The organism is Pseudomonas sp. TE6288, assembly GCF_054062095.1.
Window position 1 is genome coordinate 187,110 of record NZ_JBSSEW010000011.1, and the last position, 26,912, is coordinate 214,021.

The following is a 26,912-nucleotide window of genomic DNA, read 5'->3' on the forward strand; positions in this document are numbered from 1 at the left end:
AATGCAAAAGTCAAAATACAGAAAAGTCCAGCGCCGCGTACTGCCCGCGGGCAATGCCGGCGAACGCCAGCAGGGCCGGCAGCTGTTCGGCGAAGCCCTGGTAACTGTGGTCGCCACCGGCCTGGACACGCAGGGCACAGGCGCGGTAGTAGCGCTCGGCCTGGCGATAGTCCAGGGTTTCATCGGCGGTCTGCAACCACACTTGATAGCGGCTGGCGTCCTGTGGGGGCGGCACTTCCAGTTCCGCCAGCGCTTCCACATGATCGTGGGTCAGCTCCCAGGCTTCGTCGGTATAGAGGTTGCGCTGGGTGCCGAGGTAGCCGTCGAACAGGCGATGCGGCGCGACCGCCGGGTTGACCAGCAAGGCCTTGAGCCCGTGGCGCTCGGCCAGATGGGTGGCATAGTAGCCGCCGAGGGAGCTGCCGACCAGCAGCGGCGCACCCAGCTCATCGATGGCTGCCTCCAGCTGGGCGATAGCCTGGCGCGGGTGGTGGTGCAAGGCCGGGACGCGCAGTTGGTCGGACAGTCCGAGCTGCTGCATCACCGCCTCGAGCTGACGGGCTTTCTTCGACAGCGGCGAGCTGTTGAAGCCATGGATATAGAGGATGGAACCCGACATGCTGCCCCCGGACGCAAAGATGCGCAGTGTAGCGCGTTCGAAGGGCATTGGCGCAGCGCCTGGATTTTCGCAACAAATACTTCAACCAAGGCGATGCAGGCAGTGCCCGCTCCCACGCCTCTCACCACTGACCCGATCAGTAACCGGGGCTGTCGAAGTCCAGCTTCACCTCGAAATCGAACGCCCGCTCCACCCCGGTCTCCAGCCGCCCGTCGTCATGCAGCCGCAGCCAGCGATAGCCCGGCTGCTCCTCGCTCACCTTGAAGTCCTCGCTGCGCGGCGCGAACTGGATACAGGTCGACGGTGTGGCGAGGTAACGGACGCCATCATGCAGTTCATCCCATTCCTGATGGATATGCCCCCAGAGCAAGGCTTTCACCTGTGGATAACGCTTGATACACAGCAACAGTGCATCGGCATTGCGCAAACCGATCGGCTTGATCCAGGCGCAACCGATATCCACCGGCTGGTGGTGGCAGCACACCAGGCAATGGCGTTCGCCGGCATCGTCCAGTGCCTTGTCCAGCATGGCCAGCTGATCGTCCGCCAACAACCCGAACGTGGCGCCGACCACCGCCGAATCGAGCATGACGATGCGCCATTGACCAATGTCGGTCACGGCCTGCACCAGCTCCGGCGCCACGGCTAGCATCACCTGGGCTTCGTCATGGTTGCCTGGCAACCAGCGCGAGGGGGCGCCGAACACCGCCGTCATTTCACGGAAAGCAGCGTAGGAGGCTTTGCTGGCGTCCTGGGAGAGATCGCCCGTGCACAGCAGCAGGTCTATGCGCGGTTGTTCGCGGCGAACCTGGCCGACCACGTGCCCAAGGCTTGCGCGGGTATTGAGGCCCAGCAAGGTGCCCGCCGGGTCGGCGAACAGATGGGCATCGGTCAGTTGCACCACATGGACAGGTGACGGGGATGATAGTGGTTGCGGCAACGGCCGTCTCCTCGAACGGATTCAGCACGGATTATGGCGGCGGATCGCTTTCGAGCAAATACTCGAAACCGACGCGCATCACATTTCAGCGCACCGCTTCCAGTTCGTGGCCGCAGGCCAGGCAGTGGCTCAGCCATTCACCGAGGAACAGATTGAGCTGGGCCTTCTCGTCCGGCTGGTGCATAGCCGTGTTGGGATAGGGGTAGATGCTGCGCAGGCGACGCGCATGCTCGGCACTGACCACCTCGGCCATGCGCGCGTCATGGTAGACCTGCACTTCCAGCTCTGGCACCGGCAGCCAGGGCAGGCTGTGCTCCTGGCGCACCTTGAGCGTGGTGGTGTAAGGGCAGGCCAGCAGCACTTCAAGCACCAGCACGCCGAGCATCTGGTCGCCCTGGGTCATGCCGATGCGCCGCGAGCTCTGCGTGGTGCGCATGTCGGGCAACAGGCGCATCAGGCGGGCATAGTTGGCCTCGCAGGCCGACTGCAGCCCGACCAGGTCGACTCGATAGCGCTCGCGCAGCAGGTTCACTTCCACATACCTCGTACTTCGTCACGGTTCAGCGCCAGCCATTGCAACCCGATGATCGTGGCGGCGTTGCAGATGCGCCCGTCGCGCACCGCCTGCAGGGCGTCCTCGAACGCCCAGACGCGCACGCGGATGTCCTCGCTTTCCTCTTCCAGGCCATGCAGGCCTCCGGCACCCTCGCTGACGCAACGGCCCAGGAACAGGTGGACGTACTCGTCGCTGCCGCCCGGCGAGGGGAAGTACTTGGTCATCGGCCACAGCGCCGAGAAAGTCAGGCCTGCTTCTTCCTCCGCTTCGCGATGGGCGACCTGCTCGGGTTGCTCGTCCTTGTCGATCAGCCCGGCCACCATTTCGATCAGCCAGGGATTGGCGACCTTGCCCATGGCGCCAACGCGAAACTGCTCGATCAGCACCACTTCGTCGCGCTGCGGATCGTAGGGCAGCACGCAGACCGCGTCATGGCGTACGAACAGTTCACGGGTGAACTCGCGGCTCATGCCCCCGGCGAACAGTTCGTGGCGCAGGTAAAGCTTGTCGAGCTTGTAAAAGCCCTTGAACAGCGGCTCCCGCCGAGCGATCTCGACCTGGGTAGGCACTGTATTGTGCGTGTCCGTCATGCAAACTCCTCATGCCTCGTTTACCGCATCGCGCAATCCTACTCTGCGCACGGCCCGGTTTCATCCCTTTCCGCTGACCGTTCGGGCAGCCGGGACAGGCGTGTCACTCTCTGTTAGCTTAGTGGCGAACTGAAGGCCGCGCAGGCGGTCCAAGGCCGATCATCACCGTTGTGAAAGAGGCAACATGACGCTTGTCAAACTGACTTCCGTGGCCGTCCTGGCACTGGCGCTCGGCGCCTGCCAGAGCCTGTTCACGCCCAATTACCGGGCCCCGCTCGAGGTCAAGCGCGAGGCCTGGGAGCACGTAAAACCCGGCTGCAGCGAAAGCGACTGCCCGCTGGTCAACATCGACGTCGTGCACTTCCCGGCCCTGCCCAAGCTCGACGGCATTGTCGAGAAGCGCCTGCTGATGTTGACCGAGGACAACCAGCGCGGCACCCCGCCGGCCTCGCTGCAAGCCTACGAGCAGCAGTACCTGGCCCGCGCCGACAAGCGCAACAGCAGCTACCTGCAAGCCAAGGTACGCGAGCAGCATGACGGGCTGGTGATCGTCGAGCTGTCCAGCTACCTGGACAGCGGCGGCGCCCACGGCATGCCGGGACGCGGCTTCATCAACTATTCGCGCAAGCTGGACAAGGTGCTGACCTTGGACGACATGCTTGTGCCGGGTCAGGAGGCGACTTTCTGGAAAACCGCCGAGGAGTCCCACCGCGCCTGGCTGATCAGCACCGGCATGGACAAGGACCCCGAGTTCGTCAAGACCTGGCCGTTCAAGCAATCCCCGCACATCGCCCTGACCTACGGCGCGGTGGTGATCAAGTACGAGGTCTACTCCATCGCCCCCTACTCCATGGGCCACGTCGAGCTGAAGATCCCCTACCCGCGCCTCAATGGCGTGATCAAGCCCGAGCTGTTTCCCGGCCGCGGCTGAGCGATAGCAACAGGTGCAGTACCCCTGCCAGCAACAGTGCCGGCAGGGTCGCCCCCAGCTCAGGCGCCTGGCTGGCCATCAGGTGATAGGCCGCCACCCCCACGCCCCAGGCCAGTAGCGCCTGCCAGTGCAAGCCCTCGACCAACGCCGGCAAGCGGCGGCGGCGAATCACGAAGTGATCCACCAGCACCACGCCGAACAGCGGCGCGAACACCGAGCCGATCAGCAACAGGAAGTTCTGGTACTGGGCCAGCGGCGCCAGCAAGGCGATCAGCGTGCACAGCACGCCGATCGCCAAGGCCAGGTGCTCGACCTTCATTTTCAGCAGCAGGCCGGTGGACACCGCCGCCGAGTGGATATCGGCAAAGGCGTTTTCCGTCTCGTCCAGCAGGATCAGCAGCAACGGAATTCCCAGCCCAGCGCCGGCGAGTGCCAACAGCAGGGCATTCACCTCACCGCTGGGCGCGAACGCCAAGGTGTAAGCCACGCCCAGGCTCATCAGCCAGGCATTGCCAATGAAGAAGCCCAGCGCGGTACCGCCGAACACCCGGCTGGCGCGCTGGCCAAAGCGTGAATAGTCGGCGATCAGCGGCAGCCACGACAGCGGCATGGCGATCACGATGTCGAAACCCAGGGCCAGGGACAGCGAACCATCACCGGGCTGACGCCACAGCTGGGCCAGGTCGGCCCTGGCGAACAGGTTCCAGGTCAACCAGGCGCAGGCGCCCAGCAGCAGCCAGATCCCCCATTTGCGCAAGACCTTGCGCACGAACGCCAGCGGCCCGCTGACCGCCAGCAGAGTAGCCAGTGCGCCAAAGCACAAGGTCCACAGCAGCGGGCTGCTCCAGCCGCTGCCCTCGCCGAACGCACGTGCGCCAAGTAGGCTGGCGGCATCACGCATGACGATGATCTCGAACGAACCCCAGCCCACCAGTTGCAGCAGGTTGAGCAAGGCCGGCAGGCGCGCGCCATGGCTACCAAGCGTGAGGCGCAGGGTCGCCATGGCCGACAGGCCGGTATCACTGCCGATCACCCCCACCGCGGCCAGCAGCAATACCCCCACCGCCGTGCCCAGCGTGATCGCCAGGATCGAGCCCGCCAGCCCCAGGCCCGGCGCCAACAGGCTGCCGACCTGCAGGACCATCAGGCCGATGCCGAGGGAAAACCACAGCGAAAACAGGTCGCGGGCGCCGAACTGGCGATGGTGGGAGGGGACCGGGTGGTCGGGGGAGAAGTGGCTGGGAGTGGTCATGCTCGGGCGCTCGACGGAAGAGTTGGGGTGAACCCATCGCTGGCAAGCCAGCGCCCACAGGGGCCGCATCGCAGTCTGTGGGAGCTGGCTTGCCAGCGATGCGGTGCGCATCGCGCACCGCCTGGGTCTGCTACTCAGACTTTCTGGTACAACTGGCTGCCTTCCTGGCGGAACCGCTCGGCCTGCTCGCGCATGCCCTGTTCGACTGTCACGTCGACGGTCTCGATCTTGGCCGCGTACTCACGCACTTCCTGGGTGATCTTCATCGAGCAGAACTTCGGCCCGCACATCGAGCAGAAGTGGGCGACCTTGGCCGACTCCTTGGGCAGCGTCTCGTCGTGGAATGCACGGGCGGTGTCCGGGTCCAGGCCCAGGTTGAACTGGTCTTCCCAACGGAACTCGAAACGCGCCTTGGACAGCGCGTTGTCACGGATCTGCGCGCCCGGGTGGCCCTTGGCAAGGTCGGCGGCATGCGCGGCGATCTTGTAGGTGATGATGCCGGTCTTGACGTCGTCCTTGTTCGGCAGGCCCAGGTGCTCCTTGGGCGTGACGTAGCAGAGCATGGCGCAGCCGAACCAGCCGATCATCGCCGCACCGATACCGGAGGTGATGTGGTCGTAGCCCGGAGCGATATCGGTGGTCAGTGGGCCGAGGGTGTAGAACGGCGCCTCGTCGCAGCACTCGAGCTGCTTGTCCATGTTCTCCTTGATCAGCTGCATCGGCACGTGGCCGGGGCCCTCGATCATGCACTGCACGTCGTGCTTCCAGGCGATCTTGGTCAGCTCGCCAAGGGTTTCCAGCTCACCGAACTGCGCGGCGTCGTTGGCGTCGGCGATCGAGCCCGGGCGCAGGCCATCGCCCAGCGAGAAGCTGACGTCGTAGGCCTTCATGATTTCGCAGATCTCGTCGAAGTGCGTGTACAGGAAGTTTTCCTTGTGGTGCGCCAGGCACCACTTGGCCATGATCGAGCCGCCACGGCTGACGATGCCGGTGACGCGCTTGGCGGTCAGCGGCACATAACGCAGCAAGACGCCAGCGTGGATGGTGAAGTAGTCCACGCCCTGCTCGGCCTGTTCGATCAGGGTGTCGCGGAACAACTCCCAGGTCAGGTCCTCGGCAACGCCATTGACCTTTTCCAGGGCCTGGTAGATCGGCACGGTACCGATCGGCACCGGCGAGTTGCGGATGATCCACTCGCGGGTTTCATGGATGTGCTTGCCGGTTGACAGGTCCATGACCGTGTCCGAACCCCAGCGGATGCCCCAGGTCAGCTTGGCCACTTCTTCCTCGATGGAGGAACCCAGGGCGCTGTTGCCGATATTGCCGTTGATCTTCACCAGGAAGTTGCGGCCGATGATCATCGGCTCCAGCTCGGTGTGGTTGATGTTGGCCGGGATGATCGCACGACCGCGGGCGATCTCTTCGCGCACGAACTCGGGGGTGATCTCTTTCGGGATACTGGCACCGAAGCTGTGGCCGGCGTGCTGCTGGCTCAACAGGCCGGCGGCGCGGGCTTCCTGCAGCTTCATGTTCTCGCGGATGGCAACGTATTCCATCTCGGCGGTGATGATGCCCTGGCGCGCGTAGTGCATCTGCGTGACGTTGGCGCCGGCCTTGGCCCGGCGCGGGTTACGCACGTGGGCGAAGCGCAGCTTGGCCAGCTCGGCGTCGTTCAGGCGCTGCTGGCCGAAGTTCGAGCTCAGGCCACCCAGGCGCTCGGTGTCGCCACGGGCGTCGATCCACGCCGAGCGCACATCGCCCAGGCCCTTGCGCACGTCGATGATGACATTGGGGTCGGTGTACGGGCCGGAGGTGTCATACACCAGCACCGGGGCGTTCTTTTCGCCGCCGAAGTCGGTGGGGGTGTCGTGCAGGCTGATCTCGCGCATGGGCACGCGGATGTCGGGGCGCGAACCTTCGACATAGACCTTGCGCGAGTTGGGCAGCGGTTGCACGGACTGTTGGTCGACTTGGGCCGACTCGCTCAGACTGATCGTTTTTTCTTGTTTGCTCATCACAGGCTCTCCAGACAGCTTCCTAGCGGGCGGAATGTCGGGGTGAACCTGAAAGGCGCGGACGCACCCGTGTCGACGAGTGCAGTGCCGGACAAGGGGTGCCGTGGGCTGCAAGCAGCTGTGGCGATCCCGGACCTGGCACAAGAGGCTCCCGGGACATGAGAGCAATCTTGTTCCCTACGCAGGCGCTAACCTGATCAGGTTCAACGGGATCCGCAACTTTGCGATCTCAGCCTTTGCATCAAGGCACCCCGACAAGAACCTGCGCAGTCTAGACTGGAGTGGTCGGCAAAGCCAAGCGGGTAAATCCCTGGCGTGATAAATGGCACACCTGGCGGATTGTTGATGGCGACGCACGGCACTACACTGGCGTGCTCGATACCAGACAGTACAGTAAATACATCTTGATCAAGGATTGCCCTATGCTGCGCAAACTCTCACTGGCGATTGCCGTGTCTTGTGCGTCCAACGGAGTGGCCTGGGCAGTGGATACGCCCACGACGGTGAAGACCGACCTGGTCAGCGTCTACCAGGAAGCGGTGGACAATAACGCCGACCTGGCAGCCGCCCGCGCCGACTACGGCGCCCGCCGCGAAGTGGTGCCCCAGGCCCGCGCCGGTTTGCTGCCCAACCTTTCGGCCGGCGCCGAGATGATGAATACCCGCACCAAGCTCGACGAGCCGTCGATCACCTCCAACCGCAGCGGCAATGCCTGGAGCGCCACCCTGGCGCAGCCGATCTTCCGCGCCGACCGCTGGTTCCAGCTGCAGGCTGCCGAAGCGGTCAACGAGCAGGCCGCGCTGGAACTGTCGGCCACCGAGCAGAACCTGATCCTGCAAAGCGCCGAGAACTACTTCGCGGTGCTCCGCGCTCAGGACAACCTGGCCTCGACCAAGGCTGAAGAGGCGGCCTTCAAGCGCCAGCTCGACCAGTCCAACGAACGCTTCGATGTCGGCCTTTCGGACAAGACCGATGTGCTGCAGTCACAGGCCAGCTATGACACGGCGCGGGCCAACCGGATCATCGCCGAGCGCCAGGTGCAGGATGCCTTCGAGGCCCTGATCACCTTGACCAACCGCCAATACAGCGCGATCCAGGGCGTGGTCCACACCCTGCCGGTGCAAGTGCCGACGCCCAACGACGCCAAGGCCTGGGTCGAGACCGCCGGGCGGCAGAACCTCAACCTGCAGGCCACCAACCATGCCGTGGCGGCCGCCGAAGAGACCGTGCGCCAACGCAAAGCGGGCCATGCACCAACCCTGGATGCCGTGGCCAAGTACCAGAAGGGCGACAACGACAACCTGGGGTTCACCAACCCTTCGCAGAACGGCGTGCGCTACGGCGGTGACGTGGAGCAGACCAGCGTCGGCCTGCAACTGAACATTCCGATCTACAGCGGCGGGTTGACCAGCTCCCAGGTACGCGAGGCCTATGCGCGCCTGACCCAGAGCGAGCAGCAGCGCGAAAGCCTGCGCCGCCAGGTAGTGGAGAACACGCGTAATCTGCACCGTGCGGTGAACACCGACGTGGAACAGGTACAGGCGCGCAAGCAGTCGATCATCTCCAACCAGAGCGCACTGGAGGCCACCGAGATCGGCTACCAGGTCGGCACCCGCAACATCGTCGACGTGCTCGATGCGCAACGCCAGCTGTACACCTCGGTACGCGACTACAACAACAGCCGCTACGACTACATCCTCGACAACCTGCGCCTCAAGCAGGCGGCCGGCACCTTGAGCCCGCAGGACCTGCAGGACCTGGGGCGGTACCTGAAGGCAGACTACAACCCGGACAAGGATTTCCTGCCACCGGATCTGGCAGCGGCGGCGGCGAAGAACTTCGAACGCCGGCCGTGAAGGCAACACACTACCTGTAGGGCGGGCTTCGTGGGAGCGGGCTTGCCCCGCTCCCACCACAACCGCGCCTACAGGCTCATCATCAGCTCAGCAGGCGCGCCAGCCCATCGAGCAAACGCTGCAGCGCCCCCTGATTGGCCCGCATCACCGCCCTGCCCGCCTCGCCCATGCGCCGCGCGTCCTGCGGCAGCTCGACCAAGCGGCGCACCGCCGCGGCCAGCCCCTCGGCATCGTCCACCTGCTGCAACGCCCCCGCCTCGCGCAGCATCGCGCTGATCTCGAGGAAGTTGAACACATGCGGTCCCATGAGCACCGGCAGTGCCAGCGCCGCCGGTTCCAACGGGTTGTGACCGCCCGTGGGGACCAGGCTGCCGCCTACGAAGGCGATATCGGCCAGTGCATACAGAAACAGCAGTTCGCCCATGGTGTCGCCCAGCAGCACCTGGGTCTGCGCCGTGACCGCGTCACCGGCCGAGCGGCGCACCGTGGAGAACTGTCCGGCGCACAGCTCATGCACCGCCGCGAAGCGCTCGGGATGGCGCGGTACCAGGATCAGCAGCGCATCGCTGTGTACCTTCAGCAGCTCACGATGAGCCTCGAGAATCAACGCGTCTTCGCCATCGTGGGTACTGGCGGCGATCCACACCGGACGCTGCCGGGCAGCCCACTGCTCGCGCAATGCGCAGGCCCGTGGCAGCAGTTGATTGTCGATCGTGAGGTCAAACTTGATCGAACCGGTCACCTGCACGGATTCGTGGCGCGCACCGAGCGCGCGGAAACGCTCCGCCTCGGTTTCGGTCTGCACGGCGATCAGGTTCATCTCCTCGAGCATCGGCCGGGTCAGGCCGGCAAAACGGGCATAACCACGCGCCGAGCGCTCGGACAGCCTCGCATTGGCCAGCGCCACCGGAATGCCGCGCCTGGCGCACTGGTGGATGTGGTTCGGCCACAGCTCGGTTTCCATGATGATGCCCAGGCGCGGGCGCACATGGTCGAGGAACCGCCCGGCCGCCCACGGCAGGTCGTAAGGCAGGTAGCAGTGCTGCACCCGTGGCTCGCCCTCGAACATCGCGCGGATGCGCTCTGAGCCGGTCGGGGTCATGCAGGTGAGCGTGACCGGCAGGTCCGGGTACTGCTTGAGCAGGGCCCGCACCATCGGCGCGGCAGCGATGCTCTCACCCACCGAGACCGCATGCACCCAGATGCCACCCTGACGCATGGGTGGCAAGCCACAAGCGAAGCGCTCGGCAATACGCGCACGGTAGGCCGGCGCCTTGCGCCCGCGCAGGAACAGGCGCAGCGCGACCAGCGGCAGGCCCAGATGGAAAAGCAGGGTATAGAGGGTTCTGTTCATGACGGCGGAGTTTACTAGGAACTGGATGAAAAGGCCTGTCAGCCAATGGCCCGCAGGTGCACGGCGAAGCGCTCGGCCAGCCACTGCGCCGCAGGGCCCAAGGGCTCGTCACGGCGCCAGGCCAGTTCCGCCACCAGCGCCGGCGGGCGCCATTCGCTGTCCAGCTCGACCATCTGCGCCTGGTAGGTGGGGTACTGCACCACATGACGCGGCAGCCAGGCCCAGCCCAGGCCGCGCATCAGCAATTCGGCCATGGCATAGAAGCTGTCGGCACGCCAGATCTGCGGGCTGATCGCCTCGCCGCCGGGGTAGCCGCTCTGCTGCGGGGTGATCAGCAACTGGCGATGGCGGGCCAGTTGTTGGCGGCTGACCTTGGCCAAGTGTGCCAGCGGGTGGTCGATGGCACACACCGTGACCATCTCGACGCTGCCCAGGGCGCGTCGCTCCAACGAGGCGGGAATGCTTTCATGGTGAAAGAACAACCCCAGGTCGGCGCGCCGCTCCACCAGCTTGCGCGCCACATCGCCCTGGGCGCCGCTGGCCAGTTGCACCTCCAGGAAGGGGTAGCGCACCGCCAGCTCGTCGAGGCTGTCGATCACCGGCTGGTAGGGCATGGCCTCGTCCTGGGCCACCCGCAGCAACGCCTCCTGTCCGCGCATCAAGGCCAACGCCCGGCCATCCAGACGCTCGCATTGGCGCAACAGCTCGCGGGCGTCCTCCAGCAGCGCGGCGCCGCTTTCGGTCAGGCGCGGCTGCCGGCCGCTGCTGCGCTCGAAAAGGGTCACGCCCAGGTCCGCCTCGAGCAAGGCGATGGCGCTGCTGATCGCCGACTGGGCCTTGTGCTGCTCTCGGGCCACGGCGGAAAACGAACGTAGTTCGGCGGTCCGCACGAACAAGCGAAGTTGTTCAAGGCTCCAGTGTTCAGTCATCCCTATCCTATCTCCAAAGCAGATAGGTAATGACTTTACCGCATCCAGGAATTCCCTAGAATGCCCATCCAGCAACGGAGAACCCGCACCATGAACGCCTACACCTATCTCGCCATCGCCATCTGCGCCGAAGTCATCGCCACCGCCTCCATGAAAGCGGTCAAGGGGCTGAACACGCCGCTGCCGCTGCTGCTGATGGTCTGCGGCTATGGCGTGGCGTTCTGGATGCTGACCCTGGTGGTGCGCAGCATTCCGGTGGGCATCGCCTATGCGATCTGGTCGGGACTGGGCATCGTGCTGATCAGCATCGCGGCGCTGGTGATCTACGGGCAGAAACTGGATGTGCCGGCGATGCTGGGCATGGCCATGATCGTCGGCGGGGTGGTGGTGATCCAGGTGTTTTCCAATACCGCAGGGCACTGAGCCTGAGCCCATGGGGCCGCTGCGCGGCCCTATCGCCGGCAAGCCGGCTCCCACAGGGGTCAGCACGACGCCACAGCCTGTATACTGCGCACCTGTCCCAGTTTTCGAGGTGCCCGCATGCCATCCGCCATTACCACTGACGTGCTGATCGTCGGCGCCGGGGTCGCAGGCCTCTGGCTCAATGCCCGGCTGCGCCGCCTGGGCTACTCGACGGTGCTGGTGGAGCGCGCCAGCCTGGGTGGCGAGCAGACCATCAAGTCGCAAGGCATCATCCACGGCGGCACCAAATATGCCTTGCACGGCGCCCTCACCGGCGCCTCCGAGGCCATCGCCGACATGCCGCGACGCTGGCGCGAAGCGCTGGCCGGCAACGGCGAGTTGGACCTGAGCGGCACCCGCTTGCTGTCCGATGCCCACTACTTGTGGTCCCCCGGCACCCTGGCGGGCAACCTCACCAGTTTCTTCGCCAGCAAGGCCGTGCGCGGCCGGGTCGACCAGGTCAAGGGCGAGCAACTGCCGCCGGCCCTGCAGGACCGCGCCTTCAAGGGTAAGGTCTACCGCCTGGCCGAACTGGTCATCGACGTGCCCAGCCTGCTGGCCAACCTCGCGCAACTGGCGGGTGACAGCCTGCTGGCCGGCGAGCGAATCGAACCGCTGCGCGACGGCGAAGAGCTCGCCGGCCTGGTGGTCGATGACCGCGAGATCCGCGCCCAGCGCATAGTCCTGAGCGCCGGCGGTGGCACCGAAGGCCTGCTGCACGCCCTGGGGCTGAACCAACCGGCCATGCAACGCCGCCCGCTGCACATGGTCCTGGCCAAGGGGCCCAACCTCAAGCCCCTGTATGCCCACTGCCTGGGCGGCGGCCCCAAGCCGCGCATCACCGTGACCACCCACCCGGCCGCCGATGGCCAATGGGTGTGGTACCTGGGTGGCGATATCGCCGAGGCTGACGGCGTTGCCCGTGAGCCCGCCGCGCAGATCGCCGCGGCGCAGAAGGAAGTTGCCAGCCTGTTGCCTTGGGTCGATCAAAGCCTGGTGCGCTGGGCCACCCTGCGCGTCGATCGCGCCGAGCCCGCGCAATCGGGCCTGGTACGCCCGGACAACGCCTTCCTTGCCGACCAGCAACGCCTGCTGGTCGGCTGGCCGACCAAGCTGGCCCTGGCGCCAGATTTCGCCGATCGTGTGCTGGCCAGCTTCGAGCGTGACGGCGTGCGCCCGGCGAGCCAGCCGGACCTTGCCGACCTGCCGCGTCCACCGCTGGCGCTGCCAGCCTGGGAGCAACTGCTGCCATGAGCCTGCCGACCCTGCACGATCACCACCGCCCCTTGGGCAGCACCGGCCTGCGGGTATCGCCACTGGGCCTGGGCACGGTCAAGCTGGGCCGCGACCAAGGCGTCAAATACCCCAATGGTTTCACCATCCCCGATGACCAGGCCGCCCGCCTGCTGCTCGCCCAGGCCCGCGAGCTGGGCATCAACCTGATCGACACCGCCCCGGCCTATGGCCGCAGCGAGGAGCGCCTCGGCCCATTGCTGCGCGGCCAACGCGAGCAATGGGTAATCGTCAGCAAGGTCGGGGAAGAGTTCGAGGATGGCCAGTCGCATTTCGATTTCAGCGCCGCCCATACCCGTCGCTCGGTCGAACGCAGCCTCGAGCGCCTGGAAACCGACCGTATCGAACTGGTGCTGGTGCACTCCGATGGCAACGACCTGGCGATCCTCGAGCAGGAGGGGGTGTATGAAACACTCGCCGCGCTCAAGCGCGAAGGCAAGATCCTCGGCTACGGCTTCTCCGGCAAGACCGCCGCGGGTGGCCTGAAGGCCTTGGAACAAGGTGATTGCGCCATGGTCACTTACAATCTCAACGAGCAGGCGGAGCGGCCCGTGCTCGACTACGCTGCCGAACACGGCAAGGCCATCCTGGTAAAGAAGGCCCTGGCCAGCGGCCATATCTGCCTGGCGCCGGGGGTCGACCCGGTGCAGGCCAGTTTCGAGTTGCTGTTCGCCCACCCCGGCGTGTGCAGTGCCATCGTCGGCACCATCAACCCGGTACACCTGGCCCACAACGTGGCCACCGTCGCCCGCATCCTGGGCCGGCCCTGAGCCGCCCGGGCGGGGGCCCAACGCAAGGAGGAGCCTCGTGCCGCGTACGCTGATCCGCAAGAATCCGAGCAACTTCAAGACCCTGCCGCTGCACGTCGAAGCCACGCCCGACGGCCTGACTTACCAGAGCATCGGCATGCCGCTGAATTTCGCCCAGACCCTGCAGCGGCGCAAGGCCATCCAGGTCGCCGACCCCGAACGCTTCGTGGCGGAGCTGGCCAACCTCGGCGTGTCGGTGCGCCTCACCCTGAACTGGCAAGGCCGCGACTACTGGGTGCTGGTGCGCCAACGCCGACAGGACCGTGGCGATGTGGTGCTCAAGCTGATTTCAGGCTATGTCCCGGCCCACGAGCTGAACCTGCCGCTGCACACGGCGATCCAGGAAGTGGCCGAGGAGTGCCTGCTGGAAACCCCTGAAGGCTGGCTTGGCGGGCGCTTCAACGATACCTGGCTGCCGGCGCCCTATGCCGCCGCCCTGCACTATCGCGAGGCGCTGCCGTTCGTGCTCTCGCCTGAGTCCGGTGCCGCCCGCCCGGTGCATTGCGCCCGGCTGACCCTGCTGGAGCGGCCACGGGCCTACGTGCACCTGCCCACCGCGTCGTTGCAGCTGATCTACGACCTGCGTCTGCAAGTGCCCAAGGAGGCCAAGTCACTGAGCCTGTTCCATGTCGATGAACGGCTCGAGGGCGACCAACTGGTGGCACGGCTCGACCGCAAAAGACCAGACCTTTACCTGATGCCGTTGAAGGACGGCCAACCGATGGCAGAGCTCTATACCCTGAAGAAGGATCAACTGCTGCCGGCGAGCACACGCGGCCTATGGCTGGCTGAAAGCTTTGCACCACAGGTAGGCTGGGTGGTTCGGGAGGAGCGGGTACGCTGGAAGGACTGGTTGAAGCAACAAGGCCTGGCCGAACACAAGCGCGAACCGGCTTCGCACCTGGAGCGCTTCAGTGACAAGGCCCGGGCGTTGCTGGAGCGAGCGCGGGACACGCTGCACAAATGAACGCGGGGCAAGTCGCATCGGCGCACCGCCGCCCCCACAAACATCGTGGGAGCGGCGGTGCGCCGATGCGACTTGCCCCGCGATTGCAACTGACTCAGTGCTTACGGATCTTCTCGACGATCGCCGTGGTCGAGCTGTTTTCCACCAGCCCCAAGACCTTCACCGTGCCGCCGTAGGCCTTGACGATATCGGCGCCGACCACCTGGTCGATACCGTAGTCGCCGCCCTTGACCAGCACATCCGGCTTGACTTGGCGCAGCAGGTTCTCGGGGGTGTCCTCAGGGAAGCTGATGACCCAGTCCACCGCACCGAGCCCGGCCAGCACGGCCATGCGCCGATCGACGCTGTTGATCGGACGGCCCGGCCCTTTCAGGCGGCTGACCGAAGCATCGTCGTTGATGGCGACGATCAGACGGTCCCCCTGGGCACGGGCTTGCTCCAGGTAAGTCACATGGCCTGCGTGCAGGATATCGAAGCAGCCATTGGTGAAGACGATGCTCTCGTTGTGCGCACGGGCATCATCGATCGCCAGCAGCAACTGCTCCAACCCCAGCACACCGCGCTCGGAGCCTTCCTCACGCTGGATCGCCCGGCGCAGTTCGGGTGCGCTGATAGCGGCGGTACCCAGCTTGCCGACGACGATGCCGGCAGCCAGGTTAGCCAAGGCGACCGCATGAGGCAGGTCTTCGCCGGCGGCAATGGCGGCGGCAAGCGTCGAAATCACCGTATCGCCGGCACCGGTGACATCGAACACCTCACGAGCTCGGGCCGGCAGGTGCAGCGCCGGGTGGCCGATGCGCAGCAAGGTCATGCCGTGCTCGCCACGGGTCACCAGCAGCGCGCCCAGGTCCAGCTCCTCGAGCAGCTTCAGGCCCTTGGCCACCAGCTCGGCTTCGTCGGCGCAACGGCCGACGATGGTCTCGAACTCGCTGAGGTTCGGGGTGATCAGGCTGGCGCCGCGGTAGATCGAGAAATCCTTGCCCTTGGGGTCGGCCAGCACCGGGATGCCCTTGCTGCGGGCAGCCTGGATCAACGATTGGTGATTCTTCAGCGCGCCCTTGCCGTAGTCGGACAGCACCAGCACCTTGACCCCTTCGAGCAAGGCATCCACTTCCGCCCCCAGCGACAGCGGATCGGTGGCGAAGGGTTCTTCGAAATCGATGCGCAGCAACTGCTGGTGGCGGCTCATGACCCGCAGCTTGACGATGGTCGGCTGATGGGCGATGCGCTGGAAGATCGAGCGCACGCCCGCCGCCTGCAGGCTGTTGGCCAGGCTGTCGGCGGCTTCGTCCTGGCCGGTGACACCAACCAGCGCGGCTGGAGCACCGAGGGCAGCGATGTTCAAGGCCACGTTGGCGGCGCCGCCGGGACGGTCCTCGATCTGATCGACCTTGACCACCGGCACCGGCGCCTCAGGCGAGATACGCGAAGTACCGCCATGCCAGTAGCGGTCGAGCATGACATCGCCGACCACCAATACCGGGGCTTGATCGAAACGCGGCATGGACAACTTCATGGGCAACCCATCATTGGAAAAGTGAACAGGGGCAGGATATTAGCACAGGGTTGCGCAGGGCTTTACGGCCAACCGCGGCAATGCTGTATCGATTGACTGGCGGGGCCGCGAAGGCCCCACCATACGGCCGATCAGGTGATGTCGGCCTTTTCCGCTTCATCCAGGCCCATGGCGTGCAGGCGGGCATAATGGCCATTAGCCTGGAGCAGATCGGCGTGGGTGCCACGCTCCACCAGACGGCCCTGGTCCATCACCAGGATCAGGTCGGCCTTCTCGATGGTCGACAGGCGGTGGGCGATCACCAGGGTGGTGCGACCTTCCATCACGTGATCCAGCGCCGCCTGGATGTGGCGCTCGGACTCGGTATCCAGGGCCGAGGTCGCCTCGTCGAGGATCAGCAGTGGCGCGTTCTTCAGCAGCGCCCTCGCGATCGCCAGGCGCTGGCGCTGGCCACCGGAGAGCAGCACACCGTTCTCGCCGACTTCGGTATCGAAGCCCTTGGGCAACTGGTCGACGAACTCCTTGGCGTAGGCATCGGCGGCGGCGGCCTCGATATCCGCCCGAGGGGCGCCGGCCAGGTCACCGTAGGCGATGTTGTTGGCCACCGTGTCGTTGAACAGGGTGACGTGCTGTGTCACCTGGGACACATGGCGACGCAGGTTGCGCAGGCGGTACTGTTCGATTTCCACGCCGTCGAGCAGGATCTGCCCTTCTGTGTGGTGGTAGAACCGCGGGATCAGCGCCGCCAGCGTCGACTTGCCGCTGCCGGACCGCCCGACCAAGGCGATCATCTGCCCAGGCTCGGCGGTGAAGCTGATGTCGCTGAGCACCTGACGCTCGGTGCCGGGGTAGGTGAAGCTGAGGTTGCGCACTTCGAGGCGCCCGTCGACCCGTTCCTTCTCGACAGTGCCGGCATCGACCTCCGGCTTCTCGTCCAACTGCTCGAAGATGCTTTCGGCACCGGCAAGGCCCTTCTGGATGGTAGAGCTGACTTCCGAGAGCTGGCGAATCGGCTTGGGCAGTAACCCAGCCGCCGTGATATAGGCCACCAGATCACCGGCCGACGCCTCGCCGCGAAGGAACAGCACCAGGAACATCAGTGTGGCCATGGCGGTGTAGATCACCAGTTGCAGCAACGGCGTGTAAAGCGCACCGGTCTTGGTCATGCGCAGCTGCTTGTCGGTGTTGCTCTGGCTGGCAGCGTTGAAGCGACGCTCTTCGTAGCTTTCGCCACCGAAGCTGCGCACCACGCGATAACCCTGGATGGTCTCGGAGGCCACATGGGTGACATCACCCATGGCCACCTGGATCTTCTTGCTCTGCTTGCGGAATTTCTTGCTGGCGGTACTCACCATCACTGCGATCAGCGGCAGGATCGCCACCATCACCAAGGTCAGTTTCCAGTTCATCCACAGCAGGTAGGCGAACAGGAACACCACTGTCAGGCCTTCACGGATGACCACCTTGATGGCATCCGTGGCCGCGCCGGTAACCATGGTCACGTTGAAGGTGATGCGCGAAATCAGGTGCCCGGAGTTGTGGTTGTCAAAATAGCGGTTGGGCAGCACCAGCAGCTTGTTGAACAACTCGACGCGCAGGTCGTGAACCAGGCACAACGACACCTTGGACAGGTAGTAGTTGCCCAGGAACGAGCCCAGGCCCTGCCAGGCGGCGATCAGGATGATCAGCAGCGGCACCGCCTGCAGCAACTGCAGGTCGCGCAGGTAAGGCACGCTGGGGAACAACACCGCCTGGGGGTTGCTCAGGCCGTCGACAAAATACTTGAGGATCCCGGCCAGCATCGGTTGGGTCGAGGCGAAGATCACGAAACCGACGATGCTCAGCAGGAAGATGCCGATATAGGGTTTGACGTAGCCCAGCAGGCGCAGGTAGATCTTCAGGCTCGCAGGCGAAGACGATTCGGGAACTGTCATGAGAATCCGTCGGGTCAAAAAGAGTCGGGATTATAACACACGCGGTGTCTCGCACCGCCCGCTGCAGGTAAGATAGGCGGCTGTCCCGAACCCATGGCCCTGGAGGCTAGATGCACGCACTTGACCACGCCCGCTACCTTGCCCTGCGCGAGGGCGCTCATGTCCTCGAAGCCGACGGCACTGGCGACAAGGTCCTGCGCCTGCGCGACGGCACGATGCTCAAGCTGTTCCGGCGCAAGCGCCTGATCAGCTCGGCGGCCTGGTATCCCTATGCCCGACGCTTCGCCGACAACTGCAAGGCCCTGGCCGCGCGCGGCATCCCCTGCCCACAGGTCAAGGCGGTGTACCGGATTGCCGAGATCGCCCGCGATGCCGTGCATTACGACCCGCTCCCAGGGCATACGCTGCGCCAACTACTGGACCAACCCGGCGAGCATCCCGAACTGCGCGACCAGCTCGGGCAGTTCATCGCGACCTTGCACGAGGCAGGCGTGTACTTCCGCTCCGCGCATCTGGGCAACGTGGTACTGACGCCCGAAGGGAAACTGGGCTTGATCGATGTCGCCGACCTGCGCATATATCGCAAGCCACTTCGCCGATCACAACGCCAACGCAATTTCCGCCATATGCTGCGGTATCGGCAAGATCGGGAATGGTTGCTGGGTGACCGCGACAACGTGTTCATCGAGGCCTACCTGGCCAGCCAGCAGGTCTGCCGTCGCCAGGACCTGGCCAGCGCACTGGCCTGAACGAAGATGGCCGCCCGGAGGCGGCCATCGTCATCAGCGTAAACGTCGCTGCTGCAACCCGCGGCCAAGCACCATGGCTGCCGGCAACAGGACCAGTGGCCATAGCTCGTCGGGGTTGCCGATCAGCTTGCTGCCATCGAAGTTGAGCATGACCAGGGCACAGGCCAGGTACATGCCCCACGGGTCGCGCAGGCGCAAGGCCTGTACCAGGGTCATCGCCACAATGACCAGGAACAGTACCAGCGAGACACCACCGGTATAGAGGCCCAGCGCAACAAAGATATTGTGAGGATGCTGGATCGGCATGAAGCCGCTCAGCAGCTTGTCGGTATGGAACTCGACACCGCAGCCAATCATCCAGCCACAGTTCTGCCACTCGCCGACCATCACGTGGAACAACTCGCCGCGATAGGAGTCACCGCGCTCGAAAAGCGAATGGAACCAGGCCATGTCCTTCACCAACCAGAGGGCGATGCCTCCAAGTACCGCGAACACCAACAGCCAGCTCCCGGCCACGCGCGGGAAGCGCCACAACGCCCAGCACGCCCAGGCGGCGAACAGGAAGGCTGCGCCGACCATCGCGGTACGCGTCTGCAGGACAAAGGTGATCGCCACCACCGACAGCGCCACGGCGGCAAACGCTTCGATCCAGCGGCGACGGTGCAACCATCCCGGCATTGCCAGTGCCAGCGCACAGAGCAGCCATATACTGGTGTAGATCACGTTCTGCATGCGTGCGGGCATCAGACTCACCCGCTCACCCAAGGCATATATGCCGGTCAGGTAAGCGAAAGCCGAATAGCCGAAGATGTACAGGCAGATGATCCAGAACAGCGTACGAGCAAACACCTCGGAGCGGAAGAAGCCCTGATTCGTCAGCCCTGCCACAGCGAAGACAAAGAGCGCAACATAAGCGATGTGCTTGTAGAACTGCCCATCGCCAGCAATCGCTGCGGGCACCAGGAACCAAAGCAGGAACAGCAGCCACGCCAATCCAAGCTTGTCGTTGAACAACCCCGCACCGCGCTCCTTGACCAGAAACACCAAGCCAGGCAACGCGATGAAGGCGTAGAAAATGTTGTTGGTCCATTTCGATGAGGCCATCAGCACGAAGCTGGCCAGGAATACGATCAACGCCGCGCTGAAATAGCGCCGGCTCGTGCGGTTATCGCTGCCAATCCCTTCAAACATCCTTCAACACCCATCCAAGCAATAGTCCAATAAACAACACGCCCAGCAGGCGGATACGATCCATGCGCTTGCGTCGAGCCTTCTTGATCTTCTCTTCCGGCATTTCCACATGCTCGCCGAACCCGGTGTGCAGCACCGCGTCGTTCTCGAGGATCAGCGCGTAGCGGTCACGCTCGGCGTAGAGCCGCGACAGGCTCTTCTCGCCCGAATGCGCGGCGTACGGCGCATGCGCCTGGTAGTCGGCAAGCCTGCGCAGGCCCGGGTTGAACGAGAAGCCCTGCCATTCCGCCTTGTGCGAACCCAGCTTGTGGAAGGCAATACCCTGCAGCACCTGACGCGCCTCCAGGAACACGTAGGGGCTGTGCACCTGCAAGTCATGGTTGAAGCTGCGCAGCCAGACCTGCAAGGCTTGCGGGTCGGCTTCGAGCAAGGCCTGGGACTCCTCGACGAAACCCGGGCGATAGAACGCCCAGTCATCCTCACAGTGGAACACCCAGAACGTCTTGACCTGCGAGTAGGCGGCATCCACCGAACGCAACTGTCCGAGCTTGGGATTGTTGACGATGAAGGTGGTGTGCTCGCGCCAGTGCTCAGGAATGCAACTGCGCACCGCCTCGTCACCGGAATCCTCGGTGATGAACACTTCGCGGATGGGCGCCGTGTTGTAGAGATCGAAACTCTCCAGCGTGCGCTTGAGCAGTTCAAAACGACCACAGCTGGTCACCACCAGTGTGATCTCGCTGTTTTCACTGAAGATCATGGCTTCCTCGATGTGTTTAGGGCTTAACGCGCCAAACCGATGGCACGCAACAGGCGCTCCACCAGGCCGGGTTTGCTGGCCGGGCGTAACGGCGCGCGCATGGCCTCGGTGATCGCCTGCCCAAGCGCGTGAAAGGTATAACGCTGCTCGGCCAGTTGCTGGCCGTTGCGCGAGATACGCTCGGCCAGGTCCAGGTCGCCCCGCAGTTGGGCGAGCTTCTCGCGCAGTTGTTCAAGGTCGCGGTAGAGCACGATATTGTGCATGTCGACGAAGCCCAGCGCGTGGTTCTCCTCCTCGCCCTGATCGTAGGCGAACAGCACGCAACCACAGGCCATGGCTTCGAAGTTCTTGATCATGTACTCGCCCATGCCAACGTCGGCACTGACGAAAAAGCGGATACGGCTGAGGGTCTGGCTGTATTCCTCGCCCGACTTGGTGCGGGTGATCAGCAGGTTCTCTACCGCCGCAATCGACTCGAGCATCTGCTTGCGGCCCGAGTAGGCCACACTGCGCAGGCTGCCGACGAACGCCAGCTCGATGTCGCGCTCGCGGTTCTCGTTGCGCAGCAGCGCCTGGTCGTAGCCCTTGGGCACGAATACCGCATCGAAACCTTCATCACGCAGCCGACGGGTAACCACCGCACCTGAAGTGATGACCCGCGCCCACGGCAACTGGCGGTAGTACTCGCTGAACTTGCCGGTGTACTTGCACGGAATATAGTTCTGATAGGCGTCGTGCTCGAGGATCACCAGGTTCGGGAGCGTGCGGATGAAACGCGCCTGGCGGATTTCTTTCTTGAACCGCAGGAAGAACAGGATGCGGTTGTACTGATCGACTTGCACATGCTGATGGAAGTAGCTGCGCAGATCGGCCTGCTCGTCGCCAGTGAGCCAACGGATGTCGCACTCGCAGTCGGCCGCGATGCCTTCGTAAAGACGGTCCAGGATGGCGCGTTGCTCTTTCTGGACCAGGAACAGGACTTTCACCGTGGCTCTCTCTTGTCGATCACTGTACCGACCCACAGCAGTTCGTGGCGCCGTACGGCCTTGCGGAAGAATTCATTGTCACCGAATGCAGGCCAGCGCCGGGCGGCCAGGCAGCGCTGCAGGAAGCGACGAACCCTGCGTTTGAATGGAGCCGCAGGCTGCAGGTCGTGCATCATACCCAAAGCGATGGCCTTTTGCCTCTGCTGCTGCTCGCCAACCCCCAGCACCCAGGGACGCATGGGCAGGCCCGCATCGAAGAACGGTGGCAAAGGCACCCCGGTACCGGCATCGCCCATCGGCCAGCGGTCATTGTCGTGCAGGTGATTGGCGTACAACAGCAAGGTTTGCGGCTGCCAACTCGCCCCTTGCAACGCTTGCTGCAGGGCGTCATGGGCGCACACGTGATCCGGGTGTGGATCGAGCGTCGGGTGAGGCATCACGATGGTTGCCGGGCGCGCATGCTCGATGAGCTCGCGCAGGTCCTGGACCAGGTTGTTCCAGGTCGGCCGGCCATCGGCATCGCTGCGCAGCGCGACTTCATTGAAACGGCGGAATGGCCGGGTGTCGATCAGGTCGGCCTCGCGAGATGCGACAGGTGTCTCGGGCTCGGCCTGCATGGCGGGCAACTGCATGCAGAAGTAACCCAACTGCACAGATTGGCAGGAAGGCACACCAGCCCAGCGCGGAACGGCAATGCTGTCCCAACTGCGCAACTCGCCCTTGAGCCGGGCCGCCTCGGCCAGGTCGAGGCCGAAGGTGTCGCGGTAGTACTCGTTCTCGATCTCGCCGGCGGTGAGGGTCACGATCCAGCTGCTCTTCGCCCGGGAATAGGCAGTGAACGCCGCCAGCTCGGCATCGTCGGCATGGGGTGCGATGACCATCAGCGAGCCGGCCAGGTAGTCGGCGTGACGTAAAACCAGCAATTCCATCTCCGGCGCCACGCGGCAGTGCCGGCCGCTCAGGCGCAGCCGCCCGGCGCCCAGCGCCTCAGCCTGGCCTCCCAGGTTCAGGTAGCGCACACCGCGGACACCACGCTCGAAGGCCTGGCAATCGGTGACGCCACCTTCGATGCGTACCGCCGGGTCGAGCAGGCGCCCCAACCAACCGGCGCGCAGATTCACTTGCAGCAACAGGGTCTCGCTGCCGTCCAGCTGGCAGTCTTCCGGCAACGCAAGCACCCCGCCATGGCTGTGCAGCGCATGACGCTCGCTGGCCTGCAAGTCGTACTGGTAGTCGCTGCCGGGCACGTAGAACAAGTGGTCGGAGAACCAGGCCTCATGGGCCACCCACAACAACACCGCGAGGACAGGCGGCAACCACCATGTCCACAGCGCCGTCAGCAACAGCGCGACAAGCAACACCAGCAGGATCACCCGCTTGCGCTTGCGATGGCGTTTGAGCAGTTGCTGCTTGTTGACGCTCATGTTCAGACCTGGAAGACGTTGACGGGTTTGCACCAACGATCCTTGTACTCTCGATCGGCCCGGCCGAAGGAGAACCGCAGCGCCTTGCCGCGGGCATTGGCATCCTCCCAGGCAGCCTGGGTATTGAGGAAACTCAGTACGCTACCTGGGCTGAAAGCCTTGGTGTCTGGGTCGACACCGCCGTTTACATATTCAACGCTGATCCACTGTGGCGCCTCGACGCGATACACCAACTGGATCGCGATCGGCGCCCCCTCCAGGAACAACACGGAGCCAATCAACAGTTCGCGCAGGCGCTCGATCACTTCGGCCATGCGGGCGGCACCGGTGGCCGGGAAACCCCAGCGACGCTGGAACAATTCACAGTACATCGCCGCGATCTCGGCTGCAGTGAAATCGCCAATCGGTCGCACCTGGCCGCCAGCCTCTTCCAGCAGGCGCAGCTCACGGCGCTGGTTATAGCGGAACTTCTTCGACAGGTCCTCATGCGCACGTGCCATGGCCAACTGCTCGGGCTGCGCCTTCAAGCCGGTGAAACGCCCCTGGTTCAGCTCCGACAGGTAGCGCCCGGCGTGGCGCAACGGCGCCCCGACATCCATGGCCGCCGGCAGGATGATCTCGGCATTGCCCAGGTCGAACAGGCCCTTCTTGCCTTCGCGCTTGAGTACATCCTTGGCCAGCGCCAGGTGGCGCCCCCAGGTTGGTAGTGCGGCCCTGAGCTCGCCGCCCTGGAACCAACCGAGGTAACGCACCGGGATCTGTGCCAGGTCCGCCAGTTGCTCGACCACCAGCGGGTGCGTGGCGACACTGCCGCCGAAACGCTGCCAGGCAGCGTTGTATTCGGCCGCGTCGATCACTTGCCAGCCGCGTTCGCGCCAGGCCTTGAGGTGATTGAGCATCAGGCCTCCGCCACCAGCGCACGCACCTGCGGCAACTGCCAGAAGGCATCGCGCACCGCCTGATCGCTGAAACGCTGCCGCAGGCGCTGCAGCATGTGCAAAGCACAGGCCTCGCGCTGCCCGGCGTCCAGCCCGGCCAGATGCTTCAGGCCCTGGGCCAGCTGCGCGGCATCGCCCAGCGGGAACAGCACGCCCACACCCTCGACCACTTCCCGGGCGCCGCCACAGGCGGTGGCCAGCAGCGGCACACCCGCCACCATGGCCTCGAGCAGGACCATGCCGAACGGCTCATGGTCGGAGCTCAGCGCAAATACATCGAAGGCGCGGAAATAACGGCGAGCATCCGGCACCTGGCCGAGGAAGTTCACCTGCCCAGCGATGCCCAGCTCACTGGCCAGCGCCTTGAGCTTGGCCTCGAGGCGACCCTTGCCCAGGATCACCAGCCGCGCGCCAGCCGGCAGGCCAGGCAAGGCTTCGGCAAAGCCACGCAACAGCGTGGCCTGGTCCTTGTCCGGGTGCAGGCGGCCGACATTGCCGACCACCCAGGCCTGTTCATCCAGTCCCAAGGCACGACGCGCCTCGTCACGCGGCACCAGGCTGGCCTGCAATGCCTCGATATCGATGCGGTTGTACAAGGTCTGGATATGCTCGGCCGGCCACCGCCCCAGGCAGCGGCGCATGTCGTCGCGCACCGCATCCGAGACACCGAGCAGGCTCAGGCGCTTGCGGAACAGGTTGGCAAACAGTCGGCGCCCCTTGCGCTGGTAGTCGCCAAACGCGTGGTGTACGCCGATCACCGGCAGACCGGTGGCCAGCAGCGCGACATAGATCGGTTTGAAGCGGTGGGCGATGCAGAACGCGAAATTGCGCTGCGCGGCGATCTTGCGCAGCGCGGCGATGGCGCCCAGCTTCAGGCCGCGCACGGCCTTGGAGCTGAACTCCAGGAACAACACCTCGTCCGAGGCGCAGCCAGCCGCGACCTGCGCGTCAGCCGCCCCGGTGAGGAACACGGTGGTGACCTTGTAGCCGCTGCCCTGGAACAGGCTGGCATATTGACGGGCGCAGTCGAGGAACGGCCCGTCATAGCCATGGCAGAACTGCAGGATCCGCGGTTCAGAGCGGCTGGTCATACGGCGCGGCGCCTTCCTTGACCACCAGGATGTCTTCCATGATCAGGTACTGCAGGTCCGAACCGAAGAACATATTCAGGGCATCGGTCGGCGAGCAGATCATCGGTTCGCCACGGCGGTTGAGCGAGGTGTTCAGCGACACGCCGTTGCCGGTCAGGTTTTCCAGCGCCTTCATCATGTCGTAGTAGCGCGGGTTGTACTCGCGCTTGAGCACCTGGGCGCGCGAGGTACCGTCCTCGTGGACCACTTCCGGCACACGGGTCTTCCACTCTTCAGCCACTTCGAAGGTGAAGGTCATGAACGGCGCCGGATGATCGATCTTGATCATCTGCGGCGCGACAGTGTCGAGCATCGACGGGCAGAAAGGCCTCCAGCGCTCGCGGAACTTGATCTGGTGGTTGATGCGGTCGGCCACGCCCGGCACGCTCGGGCAACCGATGATCGAGCGACCACCCAGTGCGCGAGGGCCGAACTCCATGCGCCCCTGGAACCAGGCAACCGGGTTGCCGTCGACCATGATCTTGGCGATCTGCTCAGGCATGTTCTCGAGCTTGCGCCATACCGGTTTGCTCGGGTGACGGGCGCAGGCGGCGATCACGTCTTCGTTGGAGTACGCAGGGCCGAGGTAGACGTGCTCCATCTTCTCGACCGGCACGCCACGGGCGTGGGACACATAGGCAGCTGCACCGACCGCAGTACCGGCGTCGCCGGACGCTGGCTGGACGAACAGCTCTTTCACATCATCGCGGGCGATGATCTTCTGGTTCAGCTTGACGTTCAGCGCACAGCCGCCGGCGAAGGCCAGCTTGCCGGTCTCTTTCAGGGTATCGCCCAGGTAGTGGTCGATCATCTGCAGGGCGAGCTTCTCGAACAATGCCTGCATGCTCGCCGCATAGTGGATATACGGCTCGTCGGCGATGTCGCCTTCGCGCTTCGGACCCAGCCACTCGATCAGCTTGGGCGAGAAGTAGAAGCCCTTGCCCTTCTCTTTATAGCGGCGCAGACCGATGACGTTGGCGTACTCGGTGTTGATCACCAGTTCGCCGTTTTCGAAGCTGGCCAGGCGCGAGAAGTCATACTTGCTGGCGTCGCCGTACGGCGCCATGCCCATGACCTTGAACTCGCCATCGAGCATCTCAAAGCCGAGGAACTCGGTGATCGCGCCATACAGGCCACCCAGGGAATCCGGGTCGAAGAATTCCTTGATCTTGTGGATCTTGCCGTTTTCGCCATAGCCGAAGAAGGTAGTGGCGTACTCGCCCTTGCCGTCGATGCCGAGGATCGCGGTCTTCTCTTTGAAGCCCGAGCAGTGATAGGCGCTGGACGCGTGGGCCAGGTGGTGCTCGACCGGTTCGATCTTGATCTTCTTCGGATCGAAGCCCAGCTGCTCCAGGCACCAGACGATCTTCTTGCGGTAGCGCTTGTAGCGCCGGTTGCCCATCAGCAGCGCGTCGAGGGCGCGATCCGGGGCGTACCAGTAGCGCTTGGCGTAGTGCCAGCGGGCCTTGCCGAACAGGCTGATCGGGGCGAAAGGAATGGCCACCACGTCGACGTCCGACGGCTTGATGCCGGCCTGCTCCAGGCAGAACTTCGCCGACTCGTAGGGCATGCGGTTCTTCGCATGCTTGTCACGCACGAAGCGCTCTTCTTCGGCGGCGGCAATCAGCTTGCCGTCGATGTACAGGGCCGCGGAAGGGTCATGGCTAAGGGCGCCGGACAGGCCAAGAATCGTCAGTGCCAAGGGGTTAGC

General features: G+C 64.5%; 24 protein-coding genes and 1 riboswitch. Of the genes, 7 read left to right on the forward strand and 17 right to left on the reverse strand.

The window, feature by feature from the left end; translation table 11 throughout:
• Window positions 1–10 precede the first annotated feature (10 nt).
• The 4 genes from ACVWY1_RS13655 to ACVWY1_RS13670 form a co-directional block, all read right to left on the reverse strand.
• Window positions 11–619 carry a YqiA/YcfP family alpha/beta fold hydrolase gene (locus tag ACVWY1_RS13655; RefSeq protein ID WP_102682254.1) on the reverse strand — a complete coding sequence of 203 codons (609 nt, stop codon included), beginning with the start codon at window positions 617–619 and terminating at the stop codon, window positions 11–13.
• A 136-nt stretch (window positions 620–755) separates the two neighbouring features.
• Entirely contained in the window at window positions 756–1,559 is an 804-nt protein-coding gene (gene cpdA, locus ACVWY1_RS13660) for a 3',5'-cyclic-AMP phosphodiesterase (RefSeq protein ID WP_258599756.1), read from the reverse strand.
• An 85-nt stretch (window positions 1,560–1,644) separates the two neighbouring features.
• Window positions 1,645–2,097 carry a DUF1249 domain-containing protein gene (locus ACVWY1_RS13665; protein WP_023630808.1) on the reverse strand — a complete coding sequence of 151 codons (453 nt, stop codon included), beginning with the start codon at window positions 2,095–2,097 and terminating at the stop codon, window positions 1,645–1,647.
• Window positions 2,088–2,705, reverse strand: a complete 618-nt coding sequence (locus ACVWY1_RS13670; RefSeq protein ID WP_139673876.1) for an NUDIX domain-containing protein — start codon at window positions 2,703–2,705, stop codon at window positions 2,088–2,090. Before ACVWY1_RS13670 ends, ACVWY1_RS13665 begins: the two co-directional genes overlap by 10 nt.
• A 184-nt stretch (window positions 2,706–2,889) precedes the next feature.
• Here ACVWY1_RS13670 and ACVWY1_RS13675 point away from each other — a divergent pair, with 184 nt between their 5' ends.
• Window positions 2,890–3,636: an RsiV family protein gene (locus ACVWY1_RS13675; RefSeq protein ID WP_102682182.1), complete on the forward strand. Its 747-nt coding sequence runs from the start codon at window positions 2,890–2,892 to the stop codon at window positions 3,634–3,636.
• Here ACVWY1_RS13675 and cytX read toward each other — a convergent pair.
• Both cytX and thiC read right to left on the reverse strand, forming a co-directional pair.
• On the reverse strand, window positions 3,605–4,888 hold the full coding sequence (gene cytX / locus ACVWY1_RS13680) for a putative hydroxymethylpyrimidine transporter CytX (RefSeq protein ID WP_139673882.1): 1,284 nt from the start codon (window positions 4,886–4,888) through the stop codon (window positions 3,605–3,607). The two genes, ACVWY1_RS13675 and cytX, sit on opposite strands and share 32 nt — an antisense overlap.
• A 134-nt stretch (window positions 4,889–5,022) precedes the next feature.
• A complete protein-coding gene (gene thiC / locus ACVWY1_RS13685) occupies window positions 5,023–6,903 on the reverse strand; it encodes a phosphomethylpyrimidine synthase ThiC (RefSeq protein WP_102682184.1) in 1,881 nt (626 codons plus the stop codon).
• A gap of 157 nt (window positions 6,904–7,060) precedes the next feature.
• Window positions 7,061–7,167: riboswitch (TPP riboswitch) on the reverse strand.
• Between the two features lie 158 nt (window positions 7,168–7,325).
• Here thiC and ACVWY1_RS13690 point away from each other — a divergent pair.
• On the forward strand, window positions 7,326–8,759 hold the full coding sequence (locus ACVWY1_RS13690; RefSeq protein WP_023632667.1) for a TolC family outer membrane protein: 1,434 nt from the start codon (window positions 7,326–7,328) through the stop codon (window positions 8,757–8,759).
• Window positions 8,760–8,841: 82 nt separating this feature from the next.
• Here the strand turns inward: ACVWY1_RS13690 and waaA are convergent, their stop codons facing one another.
• Together waaA and ACVWY1_RS13700 are read right to left on the reverse strand one after the other, a co-directional pair.
• Entirely contained in the window at window positions 8,842–10,113 is a 1,272-nt protein-coding gene (gene waaA / locus ACVWY1_RS13695; RefSeq protein ID WP_457378399.1) for a lipid IV(A) 3-deoxy-D-manno-octulosonic acid transferase, read from the reverse strand.
• Between the two features lie 38 nt (window positions 10,114–10,151).
• Entirely contained in the window at window positions 10,152–11,042 is an 891-nt protein-coding gene (locus ACVWY1_RS13700) for a LysR family transcriptional regulator (protein ID WP_102682186.1), read from the reverse strand.
• A gap of 90 nt (window positions 11,043–11,132) precedes the next feature.
• On the opposite strand from ACVWY1_RS13700, the gene ACVWY1_RS13705 reads away from it, so the two are divergent.
• The 4 genes from ACVWY1_RS13705 (at window position 11,133) to ACVWY1_RS13720 (ending at window position 14,573) form a co-directional block, all read left to right on the forward strand.
• Window positions 11,133–11,465, forward strand: coding sequence for a DMT family transporter (locus ACVWY1_RS13705; protein WP_050707183.1), 333 nt, complete (start codon window positions 11,133–11,135; stop codon window positions 11,463–11,465).
• A gap of 117 nt (window positions 11,466–11,582) precedes the next feature.
• Window positions 11,583–12,758 carry an NAD(P)/FAD-dependent oxidoreductase gene (locus ACVWY1_RS13710; RefSeq protein ID WP_102682187.1) on the forward strand — a complete coding sequence of 392 codons (1,176 nt, stop codon included), beginning with the start codon at window positions 11,583–11,585 and terminating at the stop codon, window positions 12,756–12,758.
• Window positions 12,755–13,567, forward strand: a complete 813-nt coding sequence (locus ACVWY1_RS13715; RefSeq protein WP_139673894.1) for an aldo/keto reductase — start codon at window positions 12,755–12,757, stop codon at window positions 13,565–13,567. The genes ACVWY1_RS13710 and ACVWY1_RS13715 overlap by 4 nt, the downstream gene beginning before the upstream one ends.
• A gap of 37 nt (window positions 13,568–13,604) precedes the next feature.
• The gene (locus ACVWY1_RS13720; protein ID WP_110702037.1) at window positions 13,605–14,573 is read left to right on the forward strand and encodes a metal ABC transporter ATPase; all 969 of its coding nucleotides are present in this window, start codon (window positions 13,605–13,607) and stop codon (window positions 14,571–14,573) included.
• Window positions 14,574–14,667: 94 nt separating this feature from the next.
• Here the strand turns inward: ACVWY1_RS13720 and hldE are convergent, their stop codons facing one another.
• Entirely contained in the window at window positions 14,668–16,089 is a 1,422-nt protein-coding gene (gene hldE / locus ACVWY1_RS13725; protein WP_102682190.1) for a bifunctional D-glycero-beta-D-manno-heptose-7-phosphate kinase/D-glycero-beta-D-manno-heptose 1-phosphate adenylyltransferase HldE, read from the reverse strand.
• Window positions 16,090–16,220: 131 nt separating this feature from the next.
• The gene (msbA, locus tag ACVWY1_RS13730; RefSeq protein WP_139673900.1) at window positions 16,221–18,023 is read right to left on the reverse strand and encodes a lipid A export permease/ATP-binding protein MsbA; all 1,803 of its coding nucleotides are present in this window, start codon (window positions 18,021–18,023) and stop codon (window positions 16,221–16,223) included.
• 110 nt (window positions 18,024–18,133) lie between these two features.
• Between msbA and ACVWY1_RS13735 the strand changes: the two genes are divergently transcribed.
• The gene (locus tag ACVWY1_RS13735) at window positions 18,134–18,772 is read left to right on the forward strand and encodes a phosphotransferase (protein ID WP_457378400.1); all 639 of its coding nucleotides are present in this window, start codon (window positions 18,134–18,136) and stop codon (window positions 18,770–18,772) included.
• Between the two features lie 33 nt (window positions 18,773–18,805).
• Here the strand turns inward: ACVWY1_RS13735 and ACVWY1_RS13740 are convergent, their stop codons facing one another.
• The 7 genes from ACVWY1_RS13740 to ACVWY1_RS13770 are packed head-to-tail and all read right to left on the reverse strand — an operon-like array spanning window position 18,806 to window position 26,903.
• Window positions 18,806–19,963: an O-antigen ligase domain-containing protein gene (locus ACVWY1_RS13740; protein WP_277502187.1), complete on the reverse strand. Its 1,158-nt coding sequence runs from the start codon at window positions 19,961–19,963 to the stop codon at window positions 18,806–18,808.
• Complete coding sequence (locus ACVWY1_RS13745) at window positions 19,956–20,723, reverse strand: glycosyltransferase family 2 protein (protein WP_102682194.1); 768 nt, start codon at window positions 20,721–20,723, stop codon at window positions 19,956–19,958. The genes ACVWY1_RS13740 and ACVWY1_RS13745 overlap by 8 nt, the downstream gene beginning before the upstream one ends.
• Window positions 20,724–20,746: 23 nt before the next feature.
• A complete protein-coding gene (locus tag ACVWY1_RS13750) occupies window positions 20,747–21,709 on the reverse strand; it encodes a glycosyltransferase family protein (RefSeq protein WP_457378401.1) in 963 nt (320 codons plus the stop codon).
• The gene (locus ACVWY1_RS13755; protein ID WP_457378402.1) at window positions 21,706–23,133 is read right to left on the reverse strand and encodes a PIG-L deacetylase family protein; all 1,428 of its coding nucleotides are present in this window, start codon (window positions 23,131–23,133) and stop codon (window positions 21,706–21,708) included. The genes ACVWY1_RS13750 and ACVWY1_RS13755 overlap by 4 nt, the downstream gene beginning before the upstream one ends.
• A gap of 2 nt (window positions 23,134–23,135) precedes the next feature.
• Entirely contained in the window at window positions 23,136–24,032 is an 897-nt protein-coding gene (locus ACVWY1_RS13760; protein ID WP_277502189.1) for an antimicrobial resistance protein Mig-14, read from the reverse strand.
• Window positions 24,032–25,162 carry a glycosyltransferase gene (locus ACVWY1_RS13765; RefSeq protein WP_457378403.1) on the reverse strand — a complete coding sequence of 377 codons (1,131 nt, stop codon included), beginning with the start codon at window positions 25,160–25,162 and terminating at the stop codon, window positions 24,032–24,034. The genes ACVWY1_RS13760 and ACVWY1_RS13765 overlap by 1 nt, the downstream gene beginning before the upstream one ends.
• Window positions 25,146–26,903 carry a carbamoyltransferase family protein gene (locus ACVWY1_RS13770; RefSeq protein ID WP_102682199.1) on the reverse strand — a complete coding sequence of 586 codons (1,758 nt, stop codon included), beginning with the start codon at window positions 26,901–26,903 and terminating at the stop codon, window positions 25,146–25,148. Before ACVWY1_RS13770 ends, ACVWY1_RS13765 begins: the two co-directional genes overlap by 17 nt.
• Window positions 26,904–26,912 lie beyond the last annotated feature (9 nt).